This window comes from Streptomyces sp. NPDC059852 (genome assembly GCF_042731455.1).
GTDB lineage: Bacteria > Actinomycetota > Actinomycetes > Streptomycetales > Streptomycetaceae > Streptomyces.
This window is the reverse complement of sequence record NZ_JBHWJK010000009.1, coordinates 1-23273: the sequence shown is the minus strand read 5'-3', so window position 1 is coordinate 23273 and position 23273 is coordinate 1. Positions and strand designations below refer to the sequence as shown.

The window sequence follows — 23273 nt, the reverse complement described above, 5'->3', positions numbered from 1 at the left end:
TTCGCGGTTGAACCATTCAGCGGCGAGAGAGCGCTCCCGAACCCCACGACGTTCACTTCCTGAACAAGGAGAGCCGCCCCATGCCTGATTCCTCCTCGTCCGACTCCCGGCCCCAGGTCGGCCGCCGCACCCTGCTGGGCGCCGCGGCGGCGGTCACCGCCGCACCCGTGGTGCTGGGTTCGGCGACCGGCGCGTCGGCCGCGCCGGCACCCCGCAGAAGGCCGCGCGCCCTGCCCGGCGGCGGCGACCTCGGCCCCAACGTCCTCGTCTTCGACCCGTCGAACCCCGGCATCCAGGCCCGCCTCGACGAGGTGTTCCGGCAGCAGGAGTCCGCCCAGTTCGGCACCGGCCGCTACGCCCTGCTGTTCAAGCCCGGCACGTACCACGGCCTCAACGCCCAGCTCGGCTTCTACACCTCCATCGCGGGCCTCGGCCTGTCCCCCGACGACACCACCATCAACGGCGACGTCACCGTCGACGCGGGCTGGTTCAACGGCAACGCGACGCAGAACTTCTGGCGTTCGGCGGAGAACCTCGCCCTCGTCCCTGCCAACGGCACCAACCGCTGGGCGGTCGCGCAGGCCGCCCCGTTCCGCCGGATGCACGTCCGCGGCGGCCTCAACCTCGCCCCCAGCGGCTACGGCTGGGCCAGCGGCGGCTACATCGCGGACAGCCGGATCGACGGCCAGGTCGGGCCGTACTCGCAGCAACAGTGGTACACCCGCGACAGCGCGATCGGCAGCTGGCTCAACGGCGTCTGGAACATGGTGTTCTCGGGTGTCGAGGGCGCCCCCGCGCAGAGCTTCCCCAATCCGCCGTACACCACGCTCACCACCACACCGGTCTCCCGCGAGAAGCCGTTCCTGTATCTCCAGGGCAGCGAGTACCGGGTCTTCCTGCCCGAGAAGCGGACCAACGCGCGCGGCGTGACCTGGGGCAACGGCACCCCGCGCGGCACCTCCCTGCCGCTCACCCAGTTCTACGTCGCCCGCCCCGGCGTGACGGCGGCGACGCTCAACCAGGCGCTGGCCCAGGGCCTGCACCTGCTCCTGACCCCCGGCATCTACCACCTCGACCAGCCGCTGCGGATCGACCGGGCGAACACGGTCGTCCTCGGCCTCGGCTACGCGACCCTCATCCCGGACGGCGGGGTCACGGCGGTGAAGGTCGCCGACGTCGACGGGGTGCGCCTCGCCGGCTTCCTGGTGGACGCCGGACCGGTCAACTCCCCGACCCTGTTGGAGATCGGGCCGCCCGGCGCCTCCCGCGACCACTCCGCGAACCCGACCACCGTCCAGGACGTGTTCATCCGCATCGGCGGCGCGGGCCCCGGCAAGGCCACCACCAGCATGGTGGTCAACAGCCGGCACACCATCGTCGACCACACCTGGGTGTGGCGCGCCGACCACGGCGACGGCGTCGGCTGGGAGACCAACCGCGCCGACTACGGCGTCGTCGTCAACGGCGACGACGTCCTGGCGACCGGCCTGTTCGTCGAGCACTTCAACAAGTACGACGTGCAGTGGTTCGGCCAGCGGGGCCGCACGATCTTCTTCCAGAACGAGAAGGCGTACGACGCCCCGAACCAGGCGGCCATCCAGAACGGCTCGGTCAAGGGCTACGCCGCCTACCGGGTGGGCGACGCGGTGACCTCGCACGAGGGCTGGGGCCTGGGCAGTTACTGCTACTACAACGTCGACCCGACGATCGTCCAGCACCACGGCTTCGCCGCCCCGACCCGCCCGAACGTCCGCTTCCACAACCTCCTGGTGGTCTCCCTGGGCGGCCAGGGCCAGTACGAACGCGTCATCAACGACACGGGCGCCCCGACGTCGGGGACGTCCACGGTGCCGTCGACGGTGGTGTCGTATCCCTGACGGCCGGAGGTGATCCGCTGTCGGCGGGCACCGGTACACCCGGAACTCGCGATGTGGTCGAGTGCCGACCACATCGCGGTTTCCGGCTACCGGCACAGGCGGCTCAGGAGGCGTCCACGTAGGCGAGGTGGGTCGCACAGCCGGTGCAGCGGAAGAACATGACGGTCGCGTCGTGGCCCATGCCGGCCGAGGTCCGCAGCAGGTCGAGGACTTCGGGATGCGCCGCCAGCCGGGCGTATCCGACTTCGCCCACGAAGGAGGCCCCCGCAGTGGACGAGCCAGTGCGGATCCTGCCAGGCGCGAAATCCAGGGGGGTGCGCCGGGTGACCTCATGCAGGACGGCCTCACCGACACCCTCGAGCCCACCGGAGTCCGAGAATTCGCCCGCGAACCGTTCGGCCGCGCTTCGCCGCGCGGACGGCACCCGTCGCCAACGTTCGGGTGATAACGGAACAAGGGCAGGCTGCCACTCATCGCGCTCCGCCGGTGGTTCCCACTGATCCCATGGAGAGCAGTCCGGTCTGCCGCCATGCCGTCGATCAAACGCTTGCTGCGTTCGGCCGCGGCACAGCCGGCGACCCTGTTGGGAAGGAAAATAGCGATCTAGGTTGAATGGAGACCGTATATCGGATCATCCTGGCCCCCATGAGTCTCGCTTCTCCCTTCCTGGACGTTTCGGCCACGCGTGATTACGCCTACGACTGGGCCCTGGTCGATGTCGAGACCTCGGGACTCATGGCCCGACGGGACCGTGTGCTGTCCGTCGCGGTGATCACGCTCGGTCCGGACGGTGAGCAGACCGGGGAGTTCTCGACGCTCCTCGACCCGGGCTGCGATCCGGGGCCGGTGGATGTCCATGGACTCACCGTCGAGCGGCTGCGGGGTGCGCCCACGTTCGACCAGGTGGCCGGGCGGATCGGCGCGATGCTCCAGGACCGTGTTCTGGTGGCTCACAACGCCCAGTTCGACTACGACTTCCTCGCCCACGAGTTCGCCCGGGCACGGATGTGGCTGCCGGTGTCGCAGCGACTGTGCACCCTGGCTCTGAACCGCCAGGTGGACCCGCCGACGGACGACATGAAGCTGGGCACCCTCGCCGCCCACTACGGCATCCCGCAGCAGCGGGCGCACGACGCGCTGGACGACACCCGGGTACTCGCGGGCGTCCTGCGGGCGTCGCTGCGCGAAGCGGCTCAGCTGGATCTGCCCCTGCCACTGGTGACCTGCCCACCCCGGGCGGAATCCCAGTTCACCCCGAGTCCGCCGAAGACCCCCTGCGCCTACCGCAATCCGGGACGTCTGGAACCCGGCGGGCCGCTCCGGCAGGGCATGAAGGTCGCGATCACCGGCGACACCGCCCACGCCCGGGCGGAGTTGGTCGGACGGGCGGTGGCCGCCGGGCTGAACATGATGACCTCCGTCAGCCGGCACACCAGCGTGCTGGTCACCAACGACACGGCGTCCCGTTCGGCCAAGGCCCGACGGGCCCTCGCCGAGGGCGTACCGGTCATCGACGAACAGACCTTCCTCCGACTGCTGACCGACGTACGGCCGGGCACAGCGCATGAGGTGCCGGCCGGCACGGTCGCCCCGGTGGCCGAGCCCGCAGCAGAACAGATCGAGCCCGTGACACCAGGGCCCTCCACGGCCTCGGTCGTGGCCCCGCCGGAAGCGGCGGCTGCCCCCGAGGTCTCCGATCCCGTGCCGGTTCCCTCGCCGCGTCGACCGGTGCCCCTCGCCGACACGTCGGACAAGCCGCTGTCCGGGCGGCGGGTACTGGTACTCGGCGGCGTCCACGCCGATGCCGCGGCGGCTCGTCTTCGCATCGTCGAGCTGGGCGGGTCCGCGGCGATCAACCTGTCCGCCAGTGTCACCGACGTCGTACTCCTGCCAGGAGGAGAAGGCGACCGGCGCATGAAGCGCATCACCGCTCTCGAACTCCCCGTGCGCGACCTCCACTGGCTGACGTCTCCGACCACCACGGATCGCAGGCCGTCGACGCTCCGGGTCCAGGAACCGCACGTGATGCCCAGAGGCGGCGTGATCGACCTGCCGATGCCGCACAGCGGCCCCACATCGGAGTGGTACGTCACCGCCGGCTGGGCTCCGCAGTCCGACGGTGAGATCGACGTGGTGGCCTTCCTCCTCGACGAGGACGAACAGGTCGCCTTCGACGAGGACTTCATCTTCTACGGAGCCCCGGAGAACCCCGCCGGAACGGCACGCCTGCTGACCGGCGGCCCTGCCGAACAGACCATCGCCCTGCACCTGGCGTCCCTGCCACCCTCGACGCGGAAGATCGTCGTCGCCGCCGCCATCGACGGCGCCGCCACCTTCGGAACCGTCGGCGCTGTCCAGATCGGTGCGGCCGCCGGCAGCAGCGAAGCACCCTTCGCACGGGCCACCCTGGACGCAGCCACCACCGAGCGCACGATGCTGCTCGCGGAGATCTACCGCAGGGGTCCGCTGTGGCGCCTGCGGGCCGTCGGTCAGGGTTACGACCATGGGCTCGACACCCTCGCCCGGAGCTACGGGGTCGACATCGCCGGCTGAGCGACGATGCCGGGGATCCCGGTCAGTTCACGCGCCGAAGCAGCGGGAGCGGCCCCACCCGTACTCCAGGTGGGGCCGCCCCTTCCGTCACCGGGTGGCAGGTGCCGTCGGGGCCGGGGCGTAACCCGTCGGGCGGGTCGTGAAGGTGCCGCGGCCCTGCGTGCGGCTGCGCAACCGGGTCGCGTAGCCGAACAGTTCGGCCAGGGGCACCGTCGCCGTGACGACCGCCGCGCCCGCCCGGGTGACCGAACCCGAGACGCGGCCGCGGCGTGCCGCCAGGTCACCGAGGACGGTGCCGACGGCGTCCTCCGGCACGGTGACCGTCACCTCCGCGACCGGTTCCAGCAGCACCATCGCGCAGGAGCGCAGCGCCTCGCGCAGGCCGAGGCGGCCGGCGGTGCGGAACGCGGTGTCGGACGAGTCCTTCACATGCGTCGCCCCGTCGGTGAGCGTGACGCGCACCCCGGTCACCTGGTGCCCGCCGAGCGGGCCCTCGCCGAGGGCGTCGCGGCAGCCGGCCTCCACGGCACGGACGTACTCCTGCGGCACCCGGCCGCCGACCACGGCCGAGCGGAACATGAAGCCGGACCCGGCCTCCAGCGGTTCGACGTCGAGCACGACGTGCGCGAACTGACCCGCGCCGCCGTCCTGTTTGACGTGCCGGAAGACGAAGCCGCGCACTCCGCGGCCGACGGTCTCGCGGTACGACACCCTCGGCCGCCCGACGGCGACGTCCAGGCCGGTCTCGCGCCTGATCCTCTCCACCGCGACCTCCAGATGCAGTTCGCCCATCCCGGACAGCAGCGTCTGCCCGGTCTCCGCGTCGGTGCGGACGACCAGCGACGGGTCCTCCTCGGCCAGCCGGGCCAGCGCCGCGGCCAGCCGGTCCGTGTCGGTGGACCTGCGTGCCTCCACGGCGACCGACACCACCGGGTCGGCCACGCCGGGCGGTTCCAGGACGAGGGGGGCGTCCGGCGCGCACAGCGTGGAGCCCGCGCGAGCCGACTTCAGGCCGACGACGGCGACGATGTCCCCGGCGACGGCGTGGTCGACCTGGGCGTGCCGGTCGGCCTGCACGCGCAGGATCCGCCCGATCCGCTCGGTGCGCCCGGCGCTGGTGTCCAGCACGGTGTCCCCCTTCCCGATCGTTCCCGAATACACCCGTACGTAGGTCAGCCGGCCGGTCGGCGTGGCGCTCACCTTGAACGCCAGCCCGGCGAAGGGCGCCGCCGGGTCGGCCGGACGCCGCTCGTGCGGGTCCTGTGTGTCGTGGACCGGCGGTACGTCCAGCGGCGACGGCAGGTACGCCACCACCGCGTCGAGCAACGGCTCCACACCGCGGTTGCGGTACGCCGAGCCGCACAGCACGACGACGCCCTCCCCGGTGCGGGTGACCTCGCGCAGGGCGGCCGTCAGCGTCCCGGGCGACACGGTCCCCCGCGTACAGAACTCCTCCAGCGCCTCGGCGTGCAGTTCGGCCACGGCCTCCTCCAGCAGGCGCCGGCGCCGCAGGGCCTGCGCCCGCAGTTCCTCCGGCACGTCCCCGACCGTGCGGGTGCCGTCGTCGGCCCACATCAGCGCCCGCATCCGTACGAGGTCGACGACCCCGCGGAAGCCGTCCTCGGTGCCGATCGGCAGCTGCACGGCCAGCGGCACCGGGTGCAGCCGCTCCCGGATCGACGCCACGGCCCGGTCGAGGTCCGCGCCCGCGCGGTCCAGCTTGTTGACGAAGGCGATCCTCGGCACGCCGTGCCGGTCCGCCTGCCGCCACACCGACTCGGTCTGAGGCTCGACGCCGGCGACGGCGTCGAACACGGCGACCGCGCCGTCGAGCACGCGCAGCGCCCGCTCGACCTCGTCGGCGAAGTCGACGTGGCCGGGGGTGTCGATGAGGTTGACGCGATGCCCGTCCCAGTCGCAGCTCACCGCGGCGGCGAAGATCGTGATGCCCCGGTCGCGCTCCTGCGGGTCGAAGTCGGTGACGGTCGTGCCGTCGTGGACCTCGCCCCGCTTGTGGGTGGTGCCGGTGGCGTACAGGATCCGCTCGGTGACGGTGGTCTTGCCGGCGTCGACGTGGGCGAGGATGCCGAGGTTGCGGACGGCGGCGAGGGTGTGGGTCTGGATGTGCGTGCGCACGGCCGGTGGCCTTTCGGATGGTCCGGAAGAGGGCGGCGCGATGTCCCGGCGCACGGCAGCGCGGGCCCACGGCGGGGCGGGGGTGCTGGGTCAGACGTGCGTCACGGGGGTCCGGTGCCGGGCGCGCAGCGGGCACCGGGCGGCCGGGGACACCAGGATCACCTCGGTCCGGCGGGACCGGGACCGGGGAGCGGCGGTGGCGGTGTGGGCACACACGGCCTGTCTCCCCTCGTCGTCGGTCGTGACGGCGCCGCCCGTCGCGGGCGGCGTCCCGCTGTGAGTGTAGGGAGGCCCTCTCGCCCCGTGCCACGGGTTTTTGCCGAGCCCTCGCCCACCACCGCACCCCCGCAGCCACCTCTCAGCCGTCTCACATGACGAGATGAGATTCCTGCTTCATGAGATGTCTGAGAGTCTTCGATCTACCTGCACTGTGCACCTATCCCCGTGACGCGACGGGGACCGGGCGCCGCCGTGCGGGTCCGTCGGCACGCGCCGCCGCGACCGTCCCCCCTCGAAAGACCGAGAGATGTCCGCACCCACCAGCAGTCCCGCAGGCACCCCCGTCAACTCGCGGTCCCGTGTCCTCGTCGCCAGCCTCATCGGGACGACGATCGAGTTCTACGACTTCTACATCTACGCGACCGCGGCCGTCCTGGTGTTCCCGAAGCTGTTCTTCCCGAGCAGCGACCCGACGTCGGCCCTGCTGTCGTCGTTCGCGGTGTTCGGCGCCGCCATGGTCGCCCGCCCGATCGGAGCCGTCGTCTTCGGGCACCTCGGTGACCGCCTCGGCCGCAAGGGCACGCTGGTGACCTCGCTCCTCACCATGGGCATCGCCACCTTCCTGATCGGCGTGCTGCCCACCTACGCGCAGGCCGGCTGGGTCGCCACCGCACTGCTGGTGCTGATGCGCCTGGCGCAGGGCTTCGCGCTCGGTGGCGAGTGGAGCGGTGCGGCGCTGGTCGCCACCGAGAACGCCCCGAGCGGTAAACGCGCCCTGTTCGGCACGTTCCCGCAGCTGGGCGCGCCGCTCGGCTTCATCATCGGCAACGGGCTGTTCCTGATCATGGGCGCGCTGATGCCGTCCGCGGCCGGCACCGACCCGTCCCAGCCCTCGGACGCCTTCCTGAGCTGGGGATGGCGGGTGCCGTTCCTGTTCTCGGCCGTGATGGTCGCGATCGGCCTGTGGGTGCGGATGCGCCTGGTCGAGTCGCCGGTGTTCGCGAAGACCCGGGAGGCCGGGCTGGTGCGCAGGCTGCCGCTGGCGGCAGTGGTCCGCACCCACTGGAAGCAGCTGATCCTCGGCACCTTCTTCATGCTGGCGACGTACGTGCTCTTCTACCTGATGACCACGTTCTCGCTGAGCTACGGCCGGACCGCGACGGACGCCGCCGTGCCCGGACTGGGCTACAGCTACACCACCTTCGTGCTGATGATGATCTTCGGTGTGCTGTTCTTCGCGGTGTTCACCCTGGTCTCCGGCCCGCTCGCCGACCGGTACGGCCGCCGCACCACCCTGGCCTGGGTCACCGCGGGCATCGTCGTCTTCGGACTGGTGTGGGTGCCGCTCATCGGCCTGGGCACGCTCGGCGTGGTGCTGTGGCTGGTGCTGGGCTTCACCCTGATGGGCATGACGTTCGGCCCCATGGGCGCGCTGCTGCCGGAGCTGTTCCCGACGAGCATGCGCTACACCGGGTCCGGCATCTCGTACAACGTCAGCTCGATCCTCGGCGCCGCTGTCGCCCCGTTCATCGCGGTGGCCCTGTGGGAGGCGGGCGACGGATCGCCGTGGCTGGTCGGCGTCTACCTCTCCTCGATGGCGGTGCTGACGCTGATCGCCCTGCTGGTGGGCAAGGAGACGAAGGACGTGCGGCTGGAGGAGGACGAGTCCGCCACGACTCCCGCCTCCGAAGAGGTCGCCGCCACCCTGGCCCCCTGAGCGCGCCCGACACCGCCGAGGCCCCCACGTCCGCCACCGGGCGTGGGGGCCTCGGCGCGCTTCGGCCATCGGTGTCCCTGTGGTTCGCCCACCGTACGGCCCTGGGTGATTTATGGTGAATCCAGCAGTTTGCCCCTACCGGAGGTGCAATGATGCGCGCCGCGGCAGCGATCGTCTCTCTGGCTGTCAGCGGGGCGCTCATCGTCGTGACCTCGGCATGCGACCAGGACGGGACGAAGGCGTCGAAGGTCCGCTACGGCGACTGCGACGTCTCGGGGCGGCACGGCGAGTTCCATCTGACCCCCGAGACGGCCGGAGCGCTCACGGTCAAGACGACCCTGCCCGCGCCGGGCTGGTGGAACGGTGACACCCCGGACTCCGTCAAAAGCGGCTACGAGTACTGCATGGCCGCCAACATCGCCTACCGCTCCGGACTCGACCGAGTCGACGTGAAGAACGCCCCCTTCCCGGAGGTCGTGTCCGGCCGCACCAAGGACTTCGACCTGGCGCTTGCGCAGATCACGATCACGCCGGAACGCAGCGAGGTCGCCGAGTTCTCCCCGCCCTACCTCTCCTCCACCCTCGGCCTGCTGATCAGGGACGGCGAGCGGATCGACGAGGACAACATCAGCGATGTGCGGATCGGGGTGGCCGAGGGCACCACGGGCGAGCAGTTCGTGGAGGACCGCATCAAACCGGTCAAGCCCGTCACGGCCTACGCCAACGACCCGGAGATGATCACGGCGCTGGAGGACGGCCGGATCGACGCGGTCGTCCACGACACGACGATCCTGCTGCCGTACGCCCAGAAGGAGGGCAGCAAGGTGAGCCTGGTGGGCCAGTACCGGACCGACCAGGGCTACGGCGCCCTCTACCCGATGGGCTCGCGCAACCGCACCGAACTGAACCGGGTCATCAGACAGCTCATCGACGACGGGACGCTCGCCAAGCTGTCGGCCGTCTATCTCGGGGCCGCCTTCGGCCGGGACCCGGCCAAGATCCCGTACCTCACGGTCGACGAGAGTTCCTGATCGCGTCGCCGCGGCCTTGACGCCTCACAGGTCGAGGAGTCCGCTCAGGTCCCCGGCGGCTCCCCCGTCGAGCGCCAGCTCAGCCCAGATGATCTTGCCCCGGTCGGTGTAGCGGGTACCCCAGCGACGGGACATCTGCGCCACGAGGAACAGACCGCGGCCCCCCTCGTCGGTGAAGGTGGCCCGGCGCAGATGCGGGGAGGTGCTGGTGCCGTCGGCGACCTCGCAGATCAGGCCGTCGTGGTCGCGCAGCAGCCGCAGGCCGATGGGGCTCCGGCCGTACCGGATGGCGTTCGTCACCAGTTCGCTGAGGATCAGCTCGGTGGTGAAGGCCGCCTCGCCGAGCCCCCAGGACTCCAGCCTGCGGCCGGCCTCGGCACGGATCCGGGGGACGGCGGCCGGGTCGTCGGGCACGTCCCACTCCGCGACCTGGTCCGGGTCGAGCAGCCGGGTGCGTGCGACGAGCAGGGCGACGTCGTCGCTCGGCCTGGTGCGCAGCATCGCGTCGAGCACCGCCTCGCACGTGTCGTCCAGACTGGCACCGTGCGTGGCGGCCAGCGCCTCCCGCAGCATGCCGAGCCCGACGTCGATGTCCCGGTCCCGGGCCTCGACCAGGCCGTCGGTGTAGAGGACCAGCCGGCTGCCGGCGGCGAGCCGGAGCTCGGCGGTCTCGACCGGCAGCCCGGCGCCCACGCCGAGCGGCGGGGCGACGGGGATGTCGGGGAAGGTCACGAAGCCGTCGGGCGAGACGAGCGCCGGTCCGGGGTGGCCGGCCCGGGCGAGGACGCACAGCCCGGAGACCGGGTCGTAGACCGCGTAGAGGCAGGTGGCCCCGGTGATGGCCTCGGTGTCGCCCTCGACCGCCGCGTCGTGGTCGATCCGGGCGATGAGGTCGTCCAGGTGGGCGAGGAGCTCGTCCGGCGGCAGGTCGAGCGCGGCGAAGTTGTGCACGGCGGTCCTCAGACGCCCCATGGTGGCGGCGGCGTGCAGACCGTGTCCGACCACGTCCCCGACCACCAGGGCGACCCGGGCCCCGGGCAGCGGGATGACGTCGTACCAGTCGCCGCCCACCCCGGCCTGCGCGGGCAGGTACCGGTGCCCGACCTCCAGCGCGGACAGCTCGGGGAGCGTGCCGGGCAGCAGGCTGCGCTGGAGGGTGACGGCCGTGGTGTGCTCGCGGGTGTAGCGGCGCGCGTTGTCGATGCAGACGGCGGCGCGGGTGGCGAGTTCCTCCGCCGGGGACAGGTCGTCGTCCTCGAAGGGGTCCTGCTCCGAGCGCCAGAACTGCACGACCCCGAGCAACTGGCCCCGGGCCCGCAGCGGCACCGAGATCATGGAGTGCATCCCGTACGCGATGAGGCGCCCCGCGCGTCCCGGGTCCTGGGCCCGCCAGCCGTCGGAAGCGGCGAGGTCGGCCACCAGGACCGGCCGGCCGGTGGTGACTCCCGTGGTGACGGGGTTGCCGGGCTGGTAGCGGATCAGCGTGCCGACGGGCCGGAAGGGCGGGTCGTCCCGGATGCCCGCGACCGCGACGCGGCGCATCTCCGTGCTCACCCCGGTGGGCTCGTCGCCGTGCAGCACGGACTTCACCAGTTCGACGGTGGCGAAGTCGGCGAAGCGCGGGACGGTGACCTCGGTCAGTTCCTCGGCGGTGCGTCCGATGTCGAGGGTGGTGCCGATGCGGGTGCCGGCCTCGTAGAGCAGCTGCAGGCGCCCGCCCGCCACATCCGCCCGGCCGGCGAGCGCGCGCAGCTCGGTGGTGTCCCGCAGAGTGGCCACGCAGCCCTCGCGGGGGCCCACCGGTCGCACGTTGACCGCGAGCAGGGTGTCGCCGGCCAGGAAGACCAGGTCCGTGACGGCCCGGCCCGATGCCAGCAGGTCGGCCAGGGGCGGGCTCAGACCGAGTTCGGTGACCGGTCTGCCCTCGGCGTCCGGGGGCAGGGCGAGCAGCCGGCGTGCCTCGTCGTTGGCCAGCAGCAGCCCGCCGTCGCCGTCGAGGATGAGCACGCCTTCGCGGACCGCGTGCAGCACGGCGTCGTGGTGCTCGTACATCCGGGTCATCTCGATGGGGCCGAGGCCCCGGGTCTGCCGTCGCAGACGCCCGCTGACCAGCGCCGATCCGCCCGCGGCGAGCAGCAGTGCGACACCGCCGGCGGCGAAGATCACGGGCAGCTGCTCCTGCACGACCCCGGTCACCTTGTCGACCGTGACGCCCACGGTGACGAGGCCGACCGCGTCGCCCTTGTCGTTGAAGACGGCCACCGTCGAGTCGACCGCCTTCCCGAGGCTGCTGTCGAAGGTGGTCTGGTGGGGCTCGCCCTCGAGCGCGTTGCCGTAGGAGGTGGAGACGTGCTTGCCGATCTGGTCCTTGTCCGGGTGCGTCCACCGGAAGCCGTAAGGGCTCAGCGCCACGACGTAGTCGACGCCGGTCTTCTTGCGCACCGCCTCGGCATGGGGCTGCAGCTCGGCCGTCGGGTCGTCGCTCTCCATGGCCGCGGCGGTGCCCCGGGCGTTCGCGAACGCCTCGGCCGTCACCAGGGACCGGTCCTTGGCCTCCTGGAGCGCGCGGTTGCGGTCCTGGATCACGAGGGCCGTCACGGCGGTGGCGATCAGCAGCAGGACCACGACGAACTGGAGCAGGAAGACCTGACCGGCGACGCTGCGCGGCTTACGCCACGACAGCAGGCGTCGGCCCGCCGAACGGTGCCGGGCCTTCGGCGCGGCTACCGGCGCCCCGCCCCCGGGGGGCACAGGATCGCCCCCGCCCTCGGGGGGCGGCACACGGTCGTCCCCGCCCCTGGGGGGCACGCGGTCGCCCTGTCGGCGCGCTGGGGCGTATCGCCCTAGTTTGCCCATTTCCTCAGTATCAGTGACGGGGGAAGCGGGCGCGGCTCAGGGCGGGGCGATCGTGGTCAGCGCGCGGCGGGTTCCTCGCCGTCACCGACGGAGCCGTCTTCGCGAGAAAGGCCCCGAAACGACGAAATACCGGTGAGTCATGCGACTCGACCGGTAATCCGTTGTGCTGTGTGTCCGAGGGGGGACTTGAACCCCCACGCCCGATAAAGGGCACTAGCACCTCAAGCTAGCGCGTCTGCCATTCCGCCACCCGGACCAGGTGTGCGCCGCCGCGCCGGGGTGTCCCGTCGGCGACATGGACAACAATACCAAGCTTTCGGAGTGCCTTTCACCTGCGTTTCCTTCCGCCGGGCGGGGGTCCCGGACCTCGCGGTCCGGCGCGCCTAGGGTCGCACCATGAGTGACTGGCTGGTTACGCAGGGCCCGGCAGCGGGGCGGCGTCGTCCGCGGGCGCTGTCTCCTTTCCGGGAGCATCTCCGGGACACCTTCTGGTTCGCGCCGACGGCCGCGATGGTGGTCGTCTTCGTCGTCTGGCTGGCGGCGCAGGCGCTCGACACGGCGATCGTGGACGCGCTGCGCGAGGATGGCGACTACGCGTCCCTCGAGGATCTGCTGCGGTTCGCGGAGGACGCCAAGACCGTCGTGAACGCGGTCGGGTCGGCCATGATGACGTTCATCGGGGTGGTCTTCAGCATCTCGCTGGTGGCCGTCCAGATGGCGAGCGGGCAGTTCACCCCGCGGGTGGTGCGGCTCTTCGTGCGCAGCCGGATCACCAAGGCGACGTTCGCCGTCTTCCTGGCGACCTTCGTGCTGAGTCTGCTGGTGCTGACGTCGTTCGACACCACCGACGATCCGCGGAAGGTGACGACGCTGCCGCTCGTGCAGTCGGTCCTGACGCTGTGCATGGTGGCGCTGAGTCTGCTGCTGTTCGTGCTGTACGTGAACGGCACGCTGCGGCTCATGCGGATCAGTCATGTGATCGCGCGGATCGCCGCGGAGTCCTTCCGGATGGTGGCGGCGATGCCGGCCTCCGCGGGCGGGCCGAGGGTGTCCGACCTCGGGTCGCCGACGGCTTGGGTACCGCACGACGGGCGGGCCGGGGTGCTGCGGGACGTGCACATCACGAGGCTCGTGCGGGTGGCCCGCCGGCACGGGGTCGTGCTGCGGCTGGTCCCGCGCATCGGGGACTTCGTGGTGCCGGGTACGCCACTGCTGGCCGTGCACGGCGGGGCGGCGCCGCCGGCGGGAGCGTTGCGCCGCACCACGTCCGTCGGTGTGGAGCGGACGTTCCACCAGGACCTCGGGTTCGGGCTGCGGCAGCTGTCGGACATCGCGCTGCGCGCCCTGTCCCCGGCGGTCAACGACCCGACGACCGCCGTGCAGGCCCTCGACCGGATCGTGCAGTTCCTCGCGGCGCTGTCCCGGCGTCCGCTGGACGAGGCCGTGCACCGGGACCGGGGCGGCGCCGTGCGTCTGGTGCTGCCGGTGCCGGGCTGGACCGAGCTGGTGGATCTCGGCTTCACCGAGGTACGGGGGTGCGGCGCCGACAGCCCCCAGGTGACCCGGCGCCTGCTGGCGGGGCTGGACGATCTGCTGCTCCTCGCTCCCCCGGACCGGCGGGAGCCGCTGCTGCGGCATCGCGAGCTGCTGCGTCAGGCGGTCGAGGAGACCGTCCCCAACGCCTCCGACCGCGCGTTCGCGCTGCGCCCGGACCGGCAGGGCATCAGTTGACCGGACGCGACCGGCCGGCCCGCCGATGCCCCGGTCGGTCCGGGTGCCCACGGTCAGGGAGGGACTGGTGCCGGGGAACCCGCCAGCCGCTCCCGCGCCCGCGCTCAGGGCAGCAGCTGGTACTCCGGGAAGTTCCCCGGCAGCCTCTCCCCCGTCGGCCCCTGCGTCACCGCGCGCACCAGCAGTTCGCCGCCGACGAACGCGCCGCGCCAGGACGCGCCGAAGCCGCCGAAGAGTTCGTCGCGGTCGCCGCGGGAGCGGGGTGTGCCGTGGCCGACCTTGAAGGCTCGGATCTGCGGGGCCAGGCGAGCGAACGTAGCGCCGTCGTCGGTGGAGAGCGTGGCGACCAGGGCGCCGTTGGAGGCGTTCATGGCGGCCAGGAGCTCCGCCTCGGTGTCGGCCAGGACGATCGTGTCGACCGGGCCGAACGGTTCGGCGTGGTGCAGCGGGGAGGACCGCGGTGGGTTCAGCAGGGTGACCGGCTGGACGTACGCCGAGGTGTCCTGGCCGGGCAGGAAGCGGGCGTCGGACAGCCGGCCGCGGTGCAGCGGGACGGCGCCCCGGTCGATCGCCTCCGCCACCTGGTCGTGGAGCTCCTTGGCCTTGGCGGCGTTGATCACCGGGCCGAAGTCCAGGCTCGGGTACGGGTCGTCGGGCTGCTCGACCGCCAGGGGGTGCCCGATCCGCAGGGTGCGGACGGCGGGGAGGTAGGCCGCCAGGAAGTCGTCGAACAGCTCGCGTTGGACGACGAAGCGCGGGTAGGCCGTGCAGCGCTGTTTGCCGTAGTCGAAGAGCTTGGGGACGACGGCCGTGAGCGTGTCCCAGTCCGAATAGTTCCAGATGCCCCAGGTGTTGAGTCCTTCCTGTTCGAGGATGTGGCGCTTGCCGAGGTCGGCGACGGCCGTGGCCACCGCCGCGCCGGTGTCGCGGCCGCCGACGAAGGAGACGCAGCCGATCTCGGGCGCCCGCACCAGCGCCTGGGACAGCTCGCCTCCGCTGCCGCTGACGAGGGTGACGGGGATCCCCTCGCGGGCGGCGAGCGCGCAGGCCAGGGTCAGACAGGCGACACCGCCGTCGGTCGGGGTCTTGGCGATGACCGCGTTGCCCGCCAGGGCCTGTACCAGCACTGCGTGAACGAGCACGCTCATCGGGTAGTTCCAGCTGGCGATGTTGGAGACGGGTCCGTCGAGCGGGGCCCGGTCCGCGATCATCGGTTCGATGCCGTCGACGTACCAGCGGACGCCGTCGATGGCGCGGTCGACGTCCGCCGTCGCGAGGCGCCAGGGCTTGCCGATCTCCCAGACGAGGAGGAGGGCGAGCAGGTCGCGGTGCTGGGCGAGGGCGTCGAGGGTGGCGGCGACGCGGGCCCGCCGTTCGTCGAGGGGGACGTGCCGCCAGGCCCGGTGCTGGTCCAGCGAGGCGCGTACGGCCTGGTGGGCGGTGGCCGCGTCCAGGCGGGGCGGGCCGGCGATGGGGCTGCCGTCGACGGGGCTGGTGGCGGGCAGCGCGCGGCCGTCCGCCTGCCAGGCGCCGTTCCAGAGGTTGAGGACGCGGTCGTCGCGGAACGCCTCCGGGGCGACGGCGAGGCAGCGTTGCCAGGCGTCGGCCCAGGAGGTGCCGGATTTGAGGGTGAGGGTGGTGGCCAAGGGGTCTCCGCTCTCGGTGCACAGTCGGGGGCGGTGGTGATGGCTGGGAGGGACGCTAGCGAGGGGCGGGCACGCCGGTAAGTGACCGCGCGTGGACTATGAGTGAGGTCACGCGCCGGTGGTGAGGCGGTCCAGGACGAGGCGGGCGGTCTCGGTGGGGGTACGGCCGACGCGTACGCCCACGGCCTCCAAAGCCTCCTTCTTCGCGGTGGCCGTGCCGGAGGAGCCGGAGACGATCGCGCCCGCGTGCCCCATGGTCTTGCCCTCGGGCGCGGTGAATCCGGCGATGTAGCCGACGACCGGCTTGGTGACGTGGTCGCGGATGTAGGCGGCGGCGCGCTCCTCGGCGTCGCCGCCGATCTCCCCGATGAGCACGATCAGTTCGGTGTCGGGGTCGTCCTGGAACGCGGCGAGGCAGTCGATGTGGGTGGTGCCGACGACGGGGTCGCCGCCGATGCCGACGCAGGTGGAGAAGCCGATGTCCCGCAGTTCGTACATGAGTTGGTAGGTGAGGGTGCCGGACTTGGAGACCAGGCCGATGGGGCCGGGCTTGGTGATGTCGGGCGGGATGATGCCCGCGTTGGACTGGCCGGGCGTGATGAGGCCGGGGCAGTTGGGGCCGATGACGCGGGTGCCGCGTGCACGGGCGTGGGTGGTGAAGGCCACGGTGTCGTGGACGGGGATGCCTTCGGTGATGACGACGGCGAGCTGGATGCCGGCGTCGGCGGCCTCGATGACGGCCGTCTTGGCGAAGGCGGGCGGGACGAAGACGACGGTGACGTCGGCGCCGGTCGCGTCGATGCCCTCGGCGACGGAGCCGAAGACGGGGACGGCCCGGTCGTCGAAGTCGACGGTGTGGCCGGCCTTGCGCGGGTTGACGCCGCCGACGACGTTCGTGCCGGCGGCGAGCATCCGCCGGGTGTGCTTCATGCCCTCGCCGCCGGTCATGCCCTGGACGAGGACCTTGCTCTCCTTGGTGAGATGGATGGCCATGTCGTCATGTCTCCTCAGGCGGTGGCGGCGGCGAGTCGGGCGGCGCGCTCGGCGGCGCCGTCCATGGTGGTGGCCTGCTGGACCAGCGGATGGGCGTGCTCGTCGAGGATGGCCCGGCCACGGGCGGCGTTGTTGCCGTCGAGGCGGACGACGAGCGGCTTGGTCAACCGGACGGTGTCCAGGGCCCGGACGATGCCGTCGGCGACGGTGTCGCAGGCGGTGATGCCGCCGAAGACGTTGACGAGGACGGACTTCACGTCCGGGTCGGACAGGATGACGGAGAGGCCGTCGGCCATGACCTGGGCGGAGGCGCCGCCGCCGATGTCGAGGAAGTTGGCGGGCCGGGCGCCGCAGCCGGCGACGACGTCGAGGGTGGACATGACGAGACCGGCGCCGTTGCCGATGACGCCGACCTCGCCGTCGAGCTTGACGTAGTTGAGGCCCTTGGCGGCGGCGGCCGCCTCCAGCGCGTCGTCGTGCCCGGTGCCGTCGGCGCCCCAGCGGGCCTGCCGGAAACGGGCGTTGTCGTCGAGGGTGACCTTGCCGTCGAGGGCGAGGATGTGGCCCTGCCTGGTGCGCACGAGCGGGTTGACCTCGACGAGGAGGGCGTCCTCGCGGACCAGCACCTGCCACAGGCGCACGAGGACGTCGACGGCCTGCGGCGGCAGTCCGGCGGCTTCGGCGATCTCGCGGGCCTTCGCCGAGGTGACGCCCTCGGCGGGGTCGACGGGGACGCGCGCGACGGCCTCGGGCCGGGTGGCCGCGACCTCCTCGATCTCCATGCCGCCTTCCGCGGACGCGATCGCGAGGAAGCGTCCCGCCGCGCGGTCGAGGACGTAGGACACGTAGAACTCGGCGTCGATGTCGACGGGTTCGGCCAGCATGACCGTGCCGACGGTGTGGCCCTTGATGTCCATGCCGAGGATCTGACGGGAGGTGAGCTCGGCGGCGGCGGGGTCCGCGGCGAGTTTCACGCCGCCCGCCTTGCCGCGCCCGCCGGTCTTCACCTGCGCCTTGACGACGACCCGGCCGCCGAGCCGGCGGGCGATCTCGCGGGCCTCCTTGGCGGAGTCCGTGACCTCCGCCCGTGGCACCACGATGCCGTGTTCTGCGAAGAGTTCCCTTGCCTGGTGTTCGTACAGGTCCATTCCGGCTCCTGACTCGAAAGTGCCGCACGCCCCCTGGACACCACCCACCGGATGCGGGATAACAAGGTTCATACAGTATTCGTCGACTGTATGCAATGTACCGCGAGACCCCTCCCACCCCCTACGAAGGGACAGGACTTCGCCATGCCCGACGACACCCAGGACGTCATCTCCGGTGGTCATCTCGTAGCCAAGGCACTGAAGGCCGAGGGGGTCGACCGCATCTACACCCTCTGCGGCGGCCACATCATCGACATCTACGACGGCTGCGTCGACGAGGGCATCGAGGTCGTCGACGTCCGTCACGAGCAGGTCGCCGCCCATGCCGCCGACGGCTACGCCCGCATCACCGGCAAGCCCGGCTGCGCGGTCGTCACCGCCGGGCCCGGCACCACCGACGCCGTCACCGGCGTCGCCAACGCCTTCCGCGCCGAGTCACCGATGCTGCTCATCGGCGGTCAAGGCGCCCTCACCCAGCACAAGATGGGGTCCCTGCAGGACCTGCCCCACGTCGACATGATGACGCCCATCACCAAGTTCGCGGCGGCCGTGCCGGACACGGCCCGTGCCGCCGACATGGTCTCCATGGCGTTCCGCGAGTGCTACCACGGCGCCCCCGGGCCCTCCTTCCTGGAGATCCCCCGCGACGTCCTCGACGCCAAGGTGCCGACGGCGAAGGCGCGGGTGCCCCAGCCGGGCGCCTACCGGGCCTCCACCCGCTCCGCCGGTGACCCCGAGGCCGTCGAACGCCTCGCCGACCTGCTGGTCCACGCCGAGAAGCCGGCCATCCTGCTCGGCAGTCAGGTGTGGACGACCCGGGGCACCGAGGCGGCCGTCGAGCTGGTGCGCACCCTCAACGTCCCCGCCTACATGAACGGCGCCGGCCGCGGCACGCTGCCGCCCGGCGACCCGCACCACTTCCAGCTATCGCGCCGGTACGCCTTCTCCAACGCCGACGTCATCGTGATCGTCGGCACTCCCTTCGACTTCCGCATGGGGTACGGCAAGCGGCTGTCGCCGGACGCGACCGTCGTGCAGATCGACCTCGACTACCGCACCGTCGGCAAGAACCGCGACATCGACCTCGGCATCGTCGGCGACGCCGGCCTGGTGCTGAAGTCGGTGACCGAGGCCGCCTCCGGGCGCGTCAACGGGGGTGCGTCCAAGCGCAAGGAGTGGCTGGACGAGCTGCGCGCGGCCGAGCAGACCGCCCTGGAGAAGCGGCTGCCGAGCCTTCGGTCCGACGCCTCGCCCATCCACCCGTACCGGCTGGTCAGCGAGATCAACGACTTCCTCACCGAGGACTCGATCTACATCGGCGACGGCGGCGACATCGTCACCTTCTCCGGTCAGGTCGTGCAGCCCAAGTCGCCCGGGCACTGGATGGACCCGGGTCCGCTCGGCACGCTCGGCGTCGGGGTGCCGTTCGTGCTCGCGGCCAAGCAGGCGCGGCCCGACAAGGAGGTCGTCGCGCTCTTCGGCGACGGCGCGTTCTCCCTGACCGGCTGGGACTTCGAGACACTCGTCCGCTACGACCTCCCCTTCGTCGGCATCGTCGGCAACAACTCCTCGATGAACCAGATCCGTTACGGCCAGGCCCAGAAGTACGGCCTGGAGCGCGAGCGGGTCGGCAACACCCTCGGCGACGTCCACTACGACAAGTTCGCTCAGATGCTGGGTGGCTACGGCGAGGAGGTCCGCGACCCCGCCGACATCGGCCCCGCGCTGCGGCGCGCCCGTGAGTCCGGGAAGCCGTCGCTGATCAACGTCTGGGTCGATCCCGACGCGTACGCCCCCGGAACCATGAACCAGACCATGTACAAGTGAGGTGGCCCCTATGACCGGCACGACGGGTACTCCGTCCAAGGCCCTCGAAGGCGTCCGCGTCCTGGACATGACGCATGTGCAGTCCGGGCCCTCCGCGACCCAGTTGCTCGCCTGGCTCGGCGCGGACGTCGTCAAGCTGGAGGCGCCGACCGGTGACATCACGCGCAAGCAGCTGCGCGACCTCCCGGACGTCGACTCCCTCTACTTCACGATGCTCAACTGCAACAAGCGGAGCATCACCCTCAACACCAAGACCGAGCGCGGCAAGGAGATCCTGACCGAGCTGATCCGGCGCTCGGACGTCATGGTCGAGAACTTCGGGCCGGGCGCGGTCGACCGCATGGGCTTCACCTGGGACCGCATCCAGGAGATCAATCCTCGGATCGTCTATGCCTCCATCAAGGGGTTCGGCGACGGCCCGTACACGAACTTCAAGGCGTACGAGGTCGTGGCGCAGGCCATGGGCGGGTCGATGTCGACCACCGGGTTCGAGGACGGGCCGCCGCTGGCGACGGGGGCCCAGATCGGTGACTCGGGCACCGGGGTGCACGCCGTGGCGGGGATTCTCGCGGCGCTGTACCAGCGCGAGACCACCGGGCGCGGCCAGCGGGTCAATGTGGCGATGCAGCACGCCGTGCTCAACCTCTGCCGGGTGAAGCTGCGCGATCAGCAGCGGCTCGCCCATGGCCCGCTTCCCGAATATCCCAACGACGACTTCGGCGACGAGGTTCCCCGGTCCGGGAACGCGTCCGGCGGGGGTCAGCCGGGCTGGGCGGTCAAGTGCGCGCCGGGCGGCCCGAACGACTACGTGTACGTCATCGTGCAGCCGGTCGGCTGGCGGCCGCTCAGCGAGCTCATCGGCCGGCCCGAGCTCGCCGACGACCCCGAGTGGGCGACGCCGGAGGCGCGGCTGCCCAGGCTGGGCAAGATGTTCCAGCTGATCGAGGAGTGGTCCTCCACGCTGCCCAAGTGGGAGGTGCTGGAGCGGCTGAACGCGCACAACATCCCGTGCGGGCCGATCCTGTCGACCAAGGAGATCATCGAGGACCGGTCGCTGGTCGCCAACGAGATGGTCGTCACGGTGCCGCATCCCGAGCGCGGCGAGTTCACCACGGTCGGCAGCCCGCTGAAGCTGTCCGACTCCCCCGTCGAGGTGACCAGTTCACCGCTGCTCGGCGAGCACAACGAAGAGGTGTACATCGGCGAGCTCGGACTCGGTGACGAGGAACTGCGCCTGCTCAAGTCGAACGGGGTGATCTGAGGTGATGGCCGAGGACCGTGTCATCAGGGTGCGGACGCTGCTCGACGCGGTGCGTGCCGAGGGCCGTACGGCGCTCACCGCGCCCGAGGGCAAGGTGATCGCCGACGCGTACGGGATCGCCGTACCGGGCGAGGAACTGGCCAGGGACGTCGACGAGGCCGTGGCGTACGCGGCGCGTTTCGACGGGCCGGTGGTGATGAAGATCGTCTCGCCGGACATCCTCCACAAGACCGACGCCGGCGGGGTGATCGTCGGGGTCGAGGGGGCGGCGGACGTCCGGGCGGCGTTCCACCGCATCGTCGACAACGCGCGCGCGTACGACGCGGAGGCGCGGATCGAGGGCGTCCAGGTGCAGGAGTTGCTGCCGCAGGGGCAGGAGGTCATCGTCGGCGCGGTCACCGACCCGACGTTCGGGAAGGTGGTCGCGTTCGGGCTGGGCGGCGTCCTGGTGGAGGTCTTGAAGGACGTCACCTTCCGGCTGGCGCCCGTGACCGCCGACGAGGCGCTGTCCATGCTGGACTCGATCCGTTCCGCGGAGATCCTGCGCGGGGTGCGCGGCGCGGCGGCGGTGGACCGGTGGGCGATCGCCGAGCAGATCCGCCGGGTCGGGCAACTCGTCGCCGACTTCCCGGAGATCGCCGAGGTGGACCTCAACCCGGTCATCGCCACCCCGGACGCGGCGGTGGCGGCGGACATCCGGGTGATCCTCTCCTCCGAGGTGCGCAAGGAGCGCAGGCGGTACAGGCGCGCGGAGATCCTCACCTCGATGCGCCGGCTGATGCAGCCGTCGTCGGTCGCCGTCATCGGCGCGTCCAACGAGCAGGGCAAGATCGGCAATTCGGTGATGCGCAACCTGGTCGACGGCGGCTTCGCCGGGGACATCCATCCGGTGAACCCCCGGGCCGATGACATCCTGGGCCGCAAGGCGTACAAGAGTGTCACGGACGTACCCGGTGAGGTGGATGTGGCGGTCTTCGCCATCCCCGCGAAGTTCGTGGCGTCGGCGCTGGAGGAGGTGGGGCGCAAGGGCATCCCGAACGCCGTGCTGATCCCCTCCGGGTTCGCGGAGACCGGTGAGCACGCGCTCCAGGAGGAGATCGTCGCCATCGCCGAGCGGCACGGCGTCCGGCTGCTCGGGCCGAACATCTACGGCTACTACTCGACGTGGCAGGACCTGTGCGCCACGTTCTGCACGCCGTACGACGTCAAGGGCGGGGTGGCGCTGACCTCGCAGTCCGGCGGCATCGGCATGGCCATCCTGGGCTTCGCGCGGACCACCAAGACGGGCGTGTCGGCGATCGTCGGCCTCGGCAACAAGTCGGACCTGGACGAGGACGACCTGCTGACCTGGTTCGGCGAGGACCCCCACACCGAGTGCATCGCCATGCACCTGGAGGACCTGAAGGACGGGCGCGCCTTCGTCGAGGCCGCGCGGGCGACCGTGCCGAAGAAGCCCGTCGTGGTCCTCAAGGCGGGGCGCACGGCCGCCGGCGCGAAGGCCGCCGGGTCGCACACCGGGGCGCTCGCGGGCGATGACGCCGTGTACGACGACATCCTGAGGCAGGCCGGTGTCATCCGGGCTCCCGGGCTCAACGAGATGCTGGAGTACGCGCGCGCGTTGCCGGTCCTGCCCACTCCACAGGGCGACAACGTCGTGATCATCACGGGTGCGGGCGGCAGCGGGGTGCTGCTGTCGGACGCGGTGACGGACAACGGCCTGTCCCTGATGGAGATTCCGGCGGACCTGGACGAGGCGTTCCGCCGGTTCATCCCGCCCTTCGGGGCGGCGGGCAACCCGGTGGACATCACGGGCGGCGAGCCGCCGTCGACGTACGAGGCGACGATCCGGCTCGGTCTGGAGGACCCCCGCATCCACGCGCTGGTCCTCGGCTACTGGCACACCATCGTCACTCCGCCGATGGTCTTCGCGGAGCTCACCGCGCGCGTGGTGGCCGAGTTCCGCGAGCGGGGGATCGAGAAGCCCGTCGTCGCGTCGCTCGCCGGCGACGTGGAGGTCGAGGAGGCCTGCCAGTACCTCTTCGAGCGGGGGGTCGTGGCGTACCCGTACACGACCGAGAAGCCGGTGGCCGTACTGGGCGCCAAGTACCGCTGGGCGCGGGCGGCGGGACTCCTGGGGGGCGGTTCATGACGTGAGACGGCGGGGGGGGGGGCGGCCGGGGGGGGCGCCCGGGCCCCACGCCTGGTCGTGTTCGCCGAGGCCGCGGCGGGCGCTGGCCAGGACCAGCCGGCAGAACAGGCGGCTGCGGGCGAAGGCGGG

The 23273-nt window shown here is 71.6% G+C and carries 14 protein-coding genes, 1 tRNA gene and 1 pseudogene; 8 read left to right on the top strand and 8 right to left on the bottom strand.

Translation table 11 applies throughout. The annotated features are described in order from the left end of the window. The first annotated feature begins 80 nt into the window (after positions 1 to 80). Positions 81 to 1877 carry a coagulation factor 5/8 type domain-containing protein gene (locus ACFV46_RS13985; RefSeq protein ID WP_385498313.1) on the top strand — a complete coding sequence of 599 codons (1797 nt, stop codon included), beginning with the start codon at positions 81 to 83 and terminating at the stop codon, positions 1875 to 1877. Between the two features lie 103 nt (positions 1878 to 1980). On the opposite strand, the gene ACFV46_RS13980 is transcribed toward ACFV46_RS13985, so the two are convergent. Beyond that, positions 1981 to 2130: a hypothetical protein gene (locus tag ACFV46_RS13980; protein ID WP_385498312.1), complete on the bottom strand. Its 150-nt coding sequence runs from the start codon at positions 2128 to 2130 to the stop codon at positions 1981 to 1983. A gap of 392 nt (positions 2131 to 2522) precedes the next feature. On the opposite strand from ACFV46_RS13980, the gene ACFV46_RS13975 reads away from it, so the two are divergent. Continuing rightward, positions 2523 to 4430: a TerD family protein gene (locus ACFV46_RS13975; protein ID WP_385498311.1), complete on the top strand. Its 1908-nt coding sequence runs from the start codon at positions 2523 to 2525 to the stop codon at positions 4428 to 4430. A gap of 87 nt (positions 4431 to 4517) precedes the next feature. Here the strand turns inward: ACFV46_RS13975 and fusA are convergent, their stop codons facing one another. Continuing rightward, on the bottom strand, positions 4518 to 6566 hold the full coding sequence (gene fusA / locus ACFV46_RS13970) for an elongation factor G (RefSeq protein ID WP_385498310.1): 2049 nt from the start codon (positions 6564 to 6566) through the stop codon (positions 4518 to 4520). A 526-nt stretch (positions 6567 to 7092) separates the two neighbouring features. Here fusA and ACFV46_RS13965 point away from each other — a divergent pair. Both ACFV46_RS13965 and ACFV46_RS13960 read left to right on the top strand, forming a co-directional pair. After that, positions 7093 to 8502, top strand: a complete 1410-nt coding sequence (locus ACFV46_RS13965) for an MFS transporter (protein ID WP_385498309.1) — start codon at positions 7093 to 7095, stop codon at positions 8500 to 8502. Positions 8503 to 8654: 152 nt separating this feature from the next. Continuing rightward, positions 8655 to 9533, top strand: coding sequence for an ABC transporter substrate-binding protein (locus tag ACFV46_RS13960; protein WP_376727050.1), 879 nt, complete (start codon positions 8655 to 8657; stop codon positions 9531 to 9533). Between the two features lie 24 nt (positions 9534 to 9557). Here ACFV46_RS13960 and ACFV46_RS13955 read toward each other — a convergent pair whose 3' ends face one another. Further along, the gene (locus ACFV46_RS13955) at positions 9558 to 12284 is read right to left on the bottom strand and encodes a SpoIIE family protein phosphatase (protein WP_361928179.1); all 2727 of its coding nucleotides are present in this window, start codon (positions 12282 to 12284) and stop codon (positions 9558 to 9560) included. Between the two features lie 276 nt (positions 12285 to 12560). Further along, positions 12561 to 12645, bottom strand: a tRNA-Leu gene (locus ACFV46_RS13950). Positions 12646 to 12785: 140 nt separating this feature from the next. Here ACFV46_RS13950 and ACFV46_RS13945 point away from each other — a divergent pair. Then, complete coding sequence (locus ACFV46_RS13945; protein WP_385498308.1) at positions 12786 to 14120, top strand: DUF2254 domain-containing protein; 1335 nt, start codon at positions 12786 to 12788, stop codon at positions 14118 to 14120. Positions 14121 to 14224: 104 nt separating this feature from the next. Here ACFV46_RS13945 and ACFV46_RS13940 read toward each other — a convergent pair whose 3' ends face one another. The 3 genes from ACFV46_RS13940 to sucC form a co-directional block, all read right to left on the bottom strand. Continuing rightward, complete coding sequence (locus ACFV46_RS13940) at positions 14225 to 15766, bottom strand: aldehyde dehydrogenase family protein (RefSeq protein WP_385498307.1); 1542 nt, start codon at positions 15764 to 15766, stop codon at positions 14225 to 14227. Positions 15767 to 15874: 108 nt separating this feature from the next. After that, positions 15875 to 16759, bottom strand: coding sequence for a succinate--CoA ligase subunit alpha (gene sucD, locus ACFV46_RS13935; RefSeq protein WP_385498306.1), 885 nt, complete (start codon positions 16757 to 16759; stop codon positions 15875 to 15877). Between the two features lie 14 nt (positions 16760 to 16773). Beyond that, complete coding sequence (gene sucC / locus ACFV46_RS13930) at positions 16774 to 17907, bottom strand: ADP-forming succinate--CoA ligase subunit beta (protein WP_385498305.1); 1134 nt, start codon at positions 17905 to 17907, stop codon at positions 16774 to 16776. Between the two features lie 144 nt (positions 17908 to 18051). Between sucC and ACFV46_RS13925 the strand changes: the two genes are divergently transcribed. The 3 genes from ACFV46_RS13925 to ACFV46_RS13915 are packed head-to-tail and all read left to right on the top strand — an operon-like array spanning position 18052 to position 23144. Next, positions 18052 to 19734, top strand: coding sequence for a thiamine pyrophosphate-binding protein (locus tag ACFV46_RS13925; RefSeq protein WP_361928168.1), 1683 nt, complete (start codon positions 18052 to 18054; stop codon positions 19732 to 19734). A 10-nt stretch (positions 19735 to 19744) separates the two neighbouring features. After that, positions 19745 to 20995, top strand: a complete 1251-nt coding sequence (gene frc, locus ACFV46_RS13920) for a formyl-CoA transferase (protein ID WP_361928165.1) — start codon at positions 19745 to 19747, stop codon at positions 20993 to 20995. Positions 20996 to 20999: 4 nt separating this feature from the next. Then, complete coding sequence (locus ACFV46_RS13915) at positions 21000 to 23144, top strand: acetate--CoA ligase family protein (RefSeq protein ID WP_385498304.1); 2145 nt, start codon at positions 21000 to 21002, stop codon at positions 23142 to 23144. 33 nt (positions 23145 to 23177) lie between these two features. Here ACFV46_RS13915 and ACFV46_RS13910 read toward each other — a convergent pair. Beyond that, positions 23178 to 23273 (bottom strand): annotated as a pseudogene (locus tag ACFV46_RS13910) (regulator protein); the annotation flags it as partial.

Bases quoted from the DNA above. Each gene is read 5' to 3' on its own strand.
- ACFV46_RS13985 (WP_385498313.1), top strand. From the start codon at position 81: ATGCCTGATTCCTCCTCGTCCGACTCCCGGCCCCAGGTCGGCCGCCGC.
- ACFV46_RS13975 (WP_385498311.1), top strand. From the start codon at position 2,523: ATGAGTCTCGCTTCTCCCTTCCTGGACGTTTCGGCCACGCGTGATTAC.
- ACFV46_RS13965 (WP_385498309.1), top strand. From the start codon at position 7,093: ATGTCCGCACCCACCAGCAGTCCCGCAGGCACCCCCGTCAACTCGCGG.
- ACFV46_RS13960 (WP_376727050.1), top strand. From the start codon at position 8,655: ATGCGCGCCGCGGCAGCGATCGTCTCTCTGGCTGTCAGCGGGGCGCTC.
- ACFV46_RS13945 (WP_385498308.1), top strand. From the start codon at position 12,786: ATGAGTGACTGGCTGGTTACGCAGGGCCCGGCAGCGGGGCGGCGTCGT.
- sucD (WP_385498306.1), bottom strand. From the start codon at position 16,759: ATGGCCATCCATCTCACCAAGGAGAGCAAGGTCCTCGTCCAGGGCATG.
- sucC (WP_385498305.1), bottom strand. From the start codon at position 17,907: ATGGACCTGTACGAACACCAGGCAAGGGAACTCTTCGCAGAACACGGC.
- ACFV46_RS13925 (WP_361928168.1), top strand. From the start codon at position 18,052: ATGCCCGACGACACCCAGGACGTCATCTCCGGTGGTCATCTCGTAGCC.
- frc (WP_361928165.1), top strand. From the start codon at position 19,745: ATGACCGGCACGACGGGTACTCCGTCCAAGGCCCTCGAAGGCGTCCGC.
- ACFV46_RS13915 (WP_385498304.1), top strand. From the start codon at position 21,000: ATGGCCGAGGACCGTGTCATCAGGGTGCGGACGCTGCTCGACGCGGTG.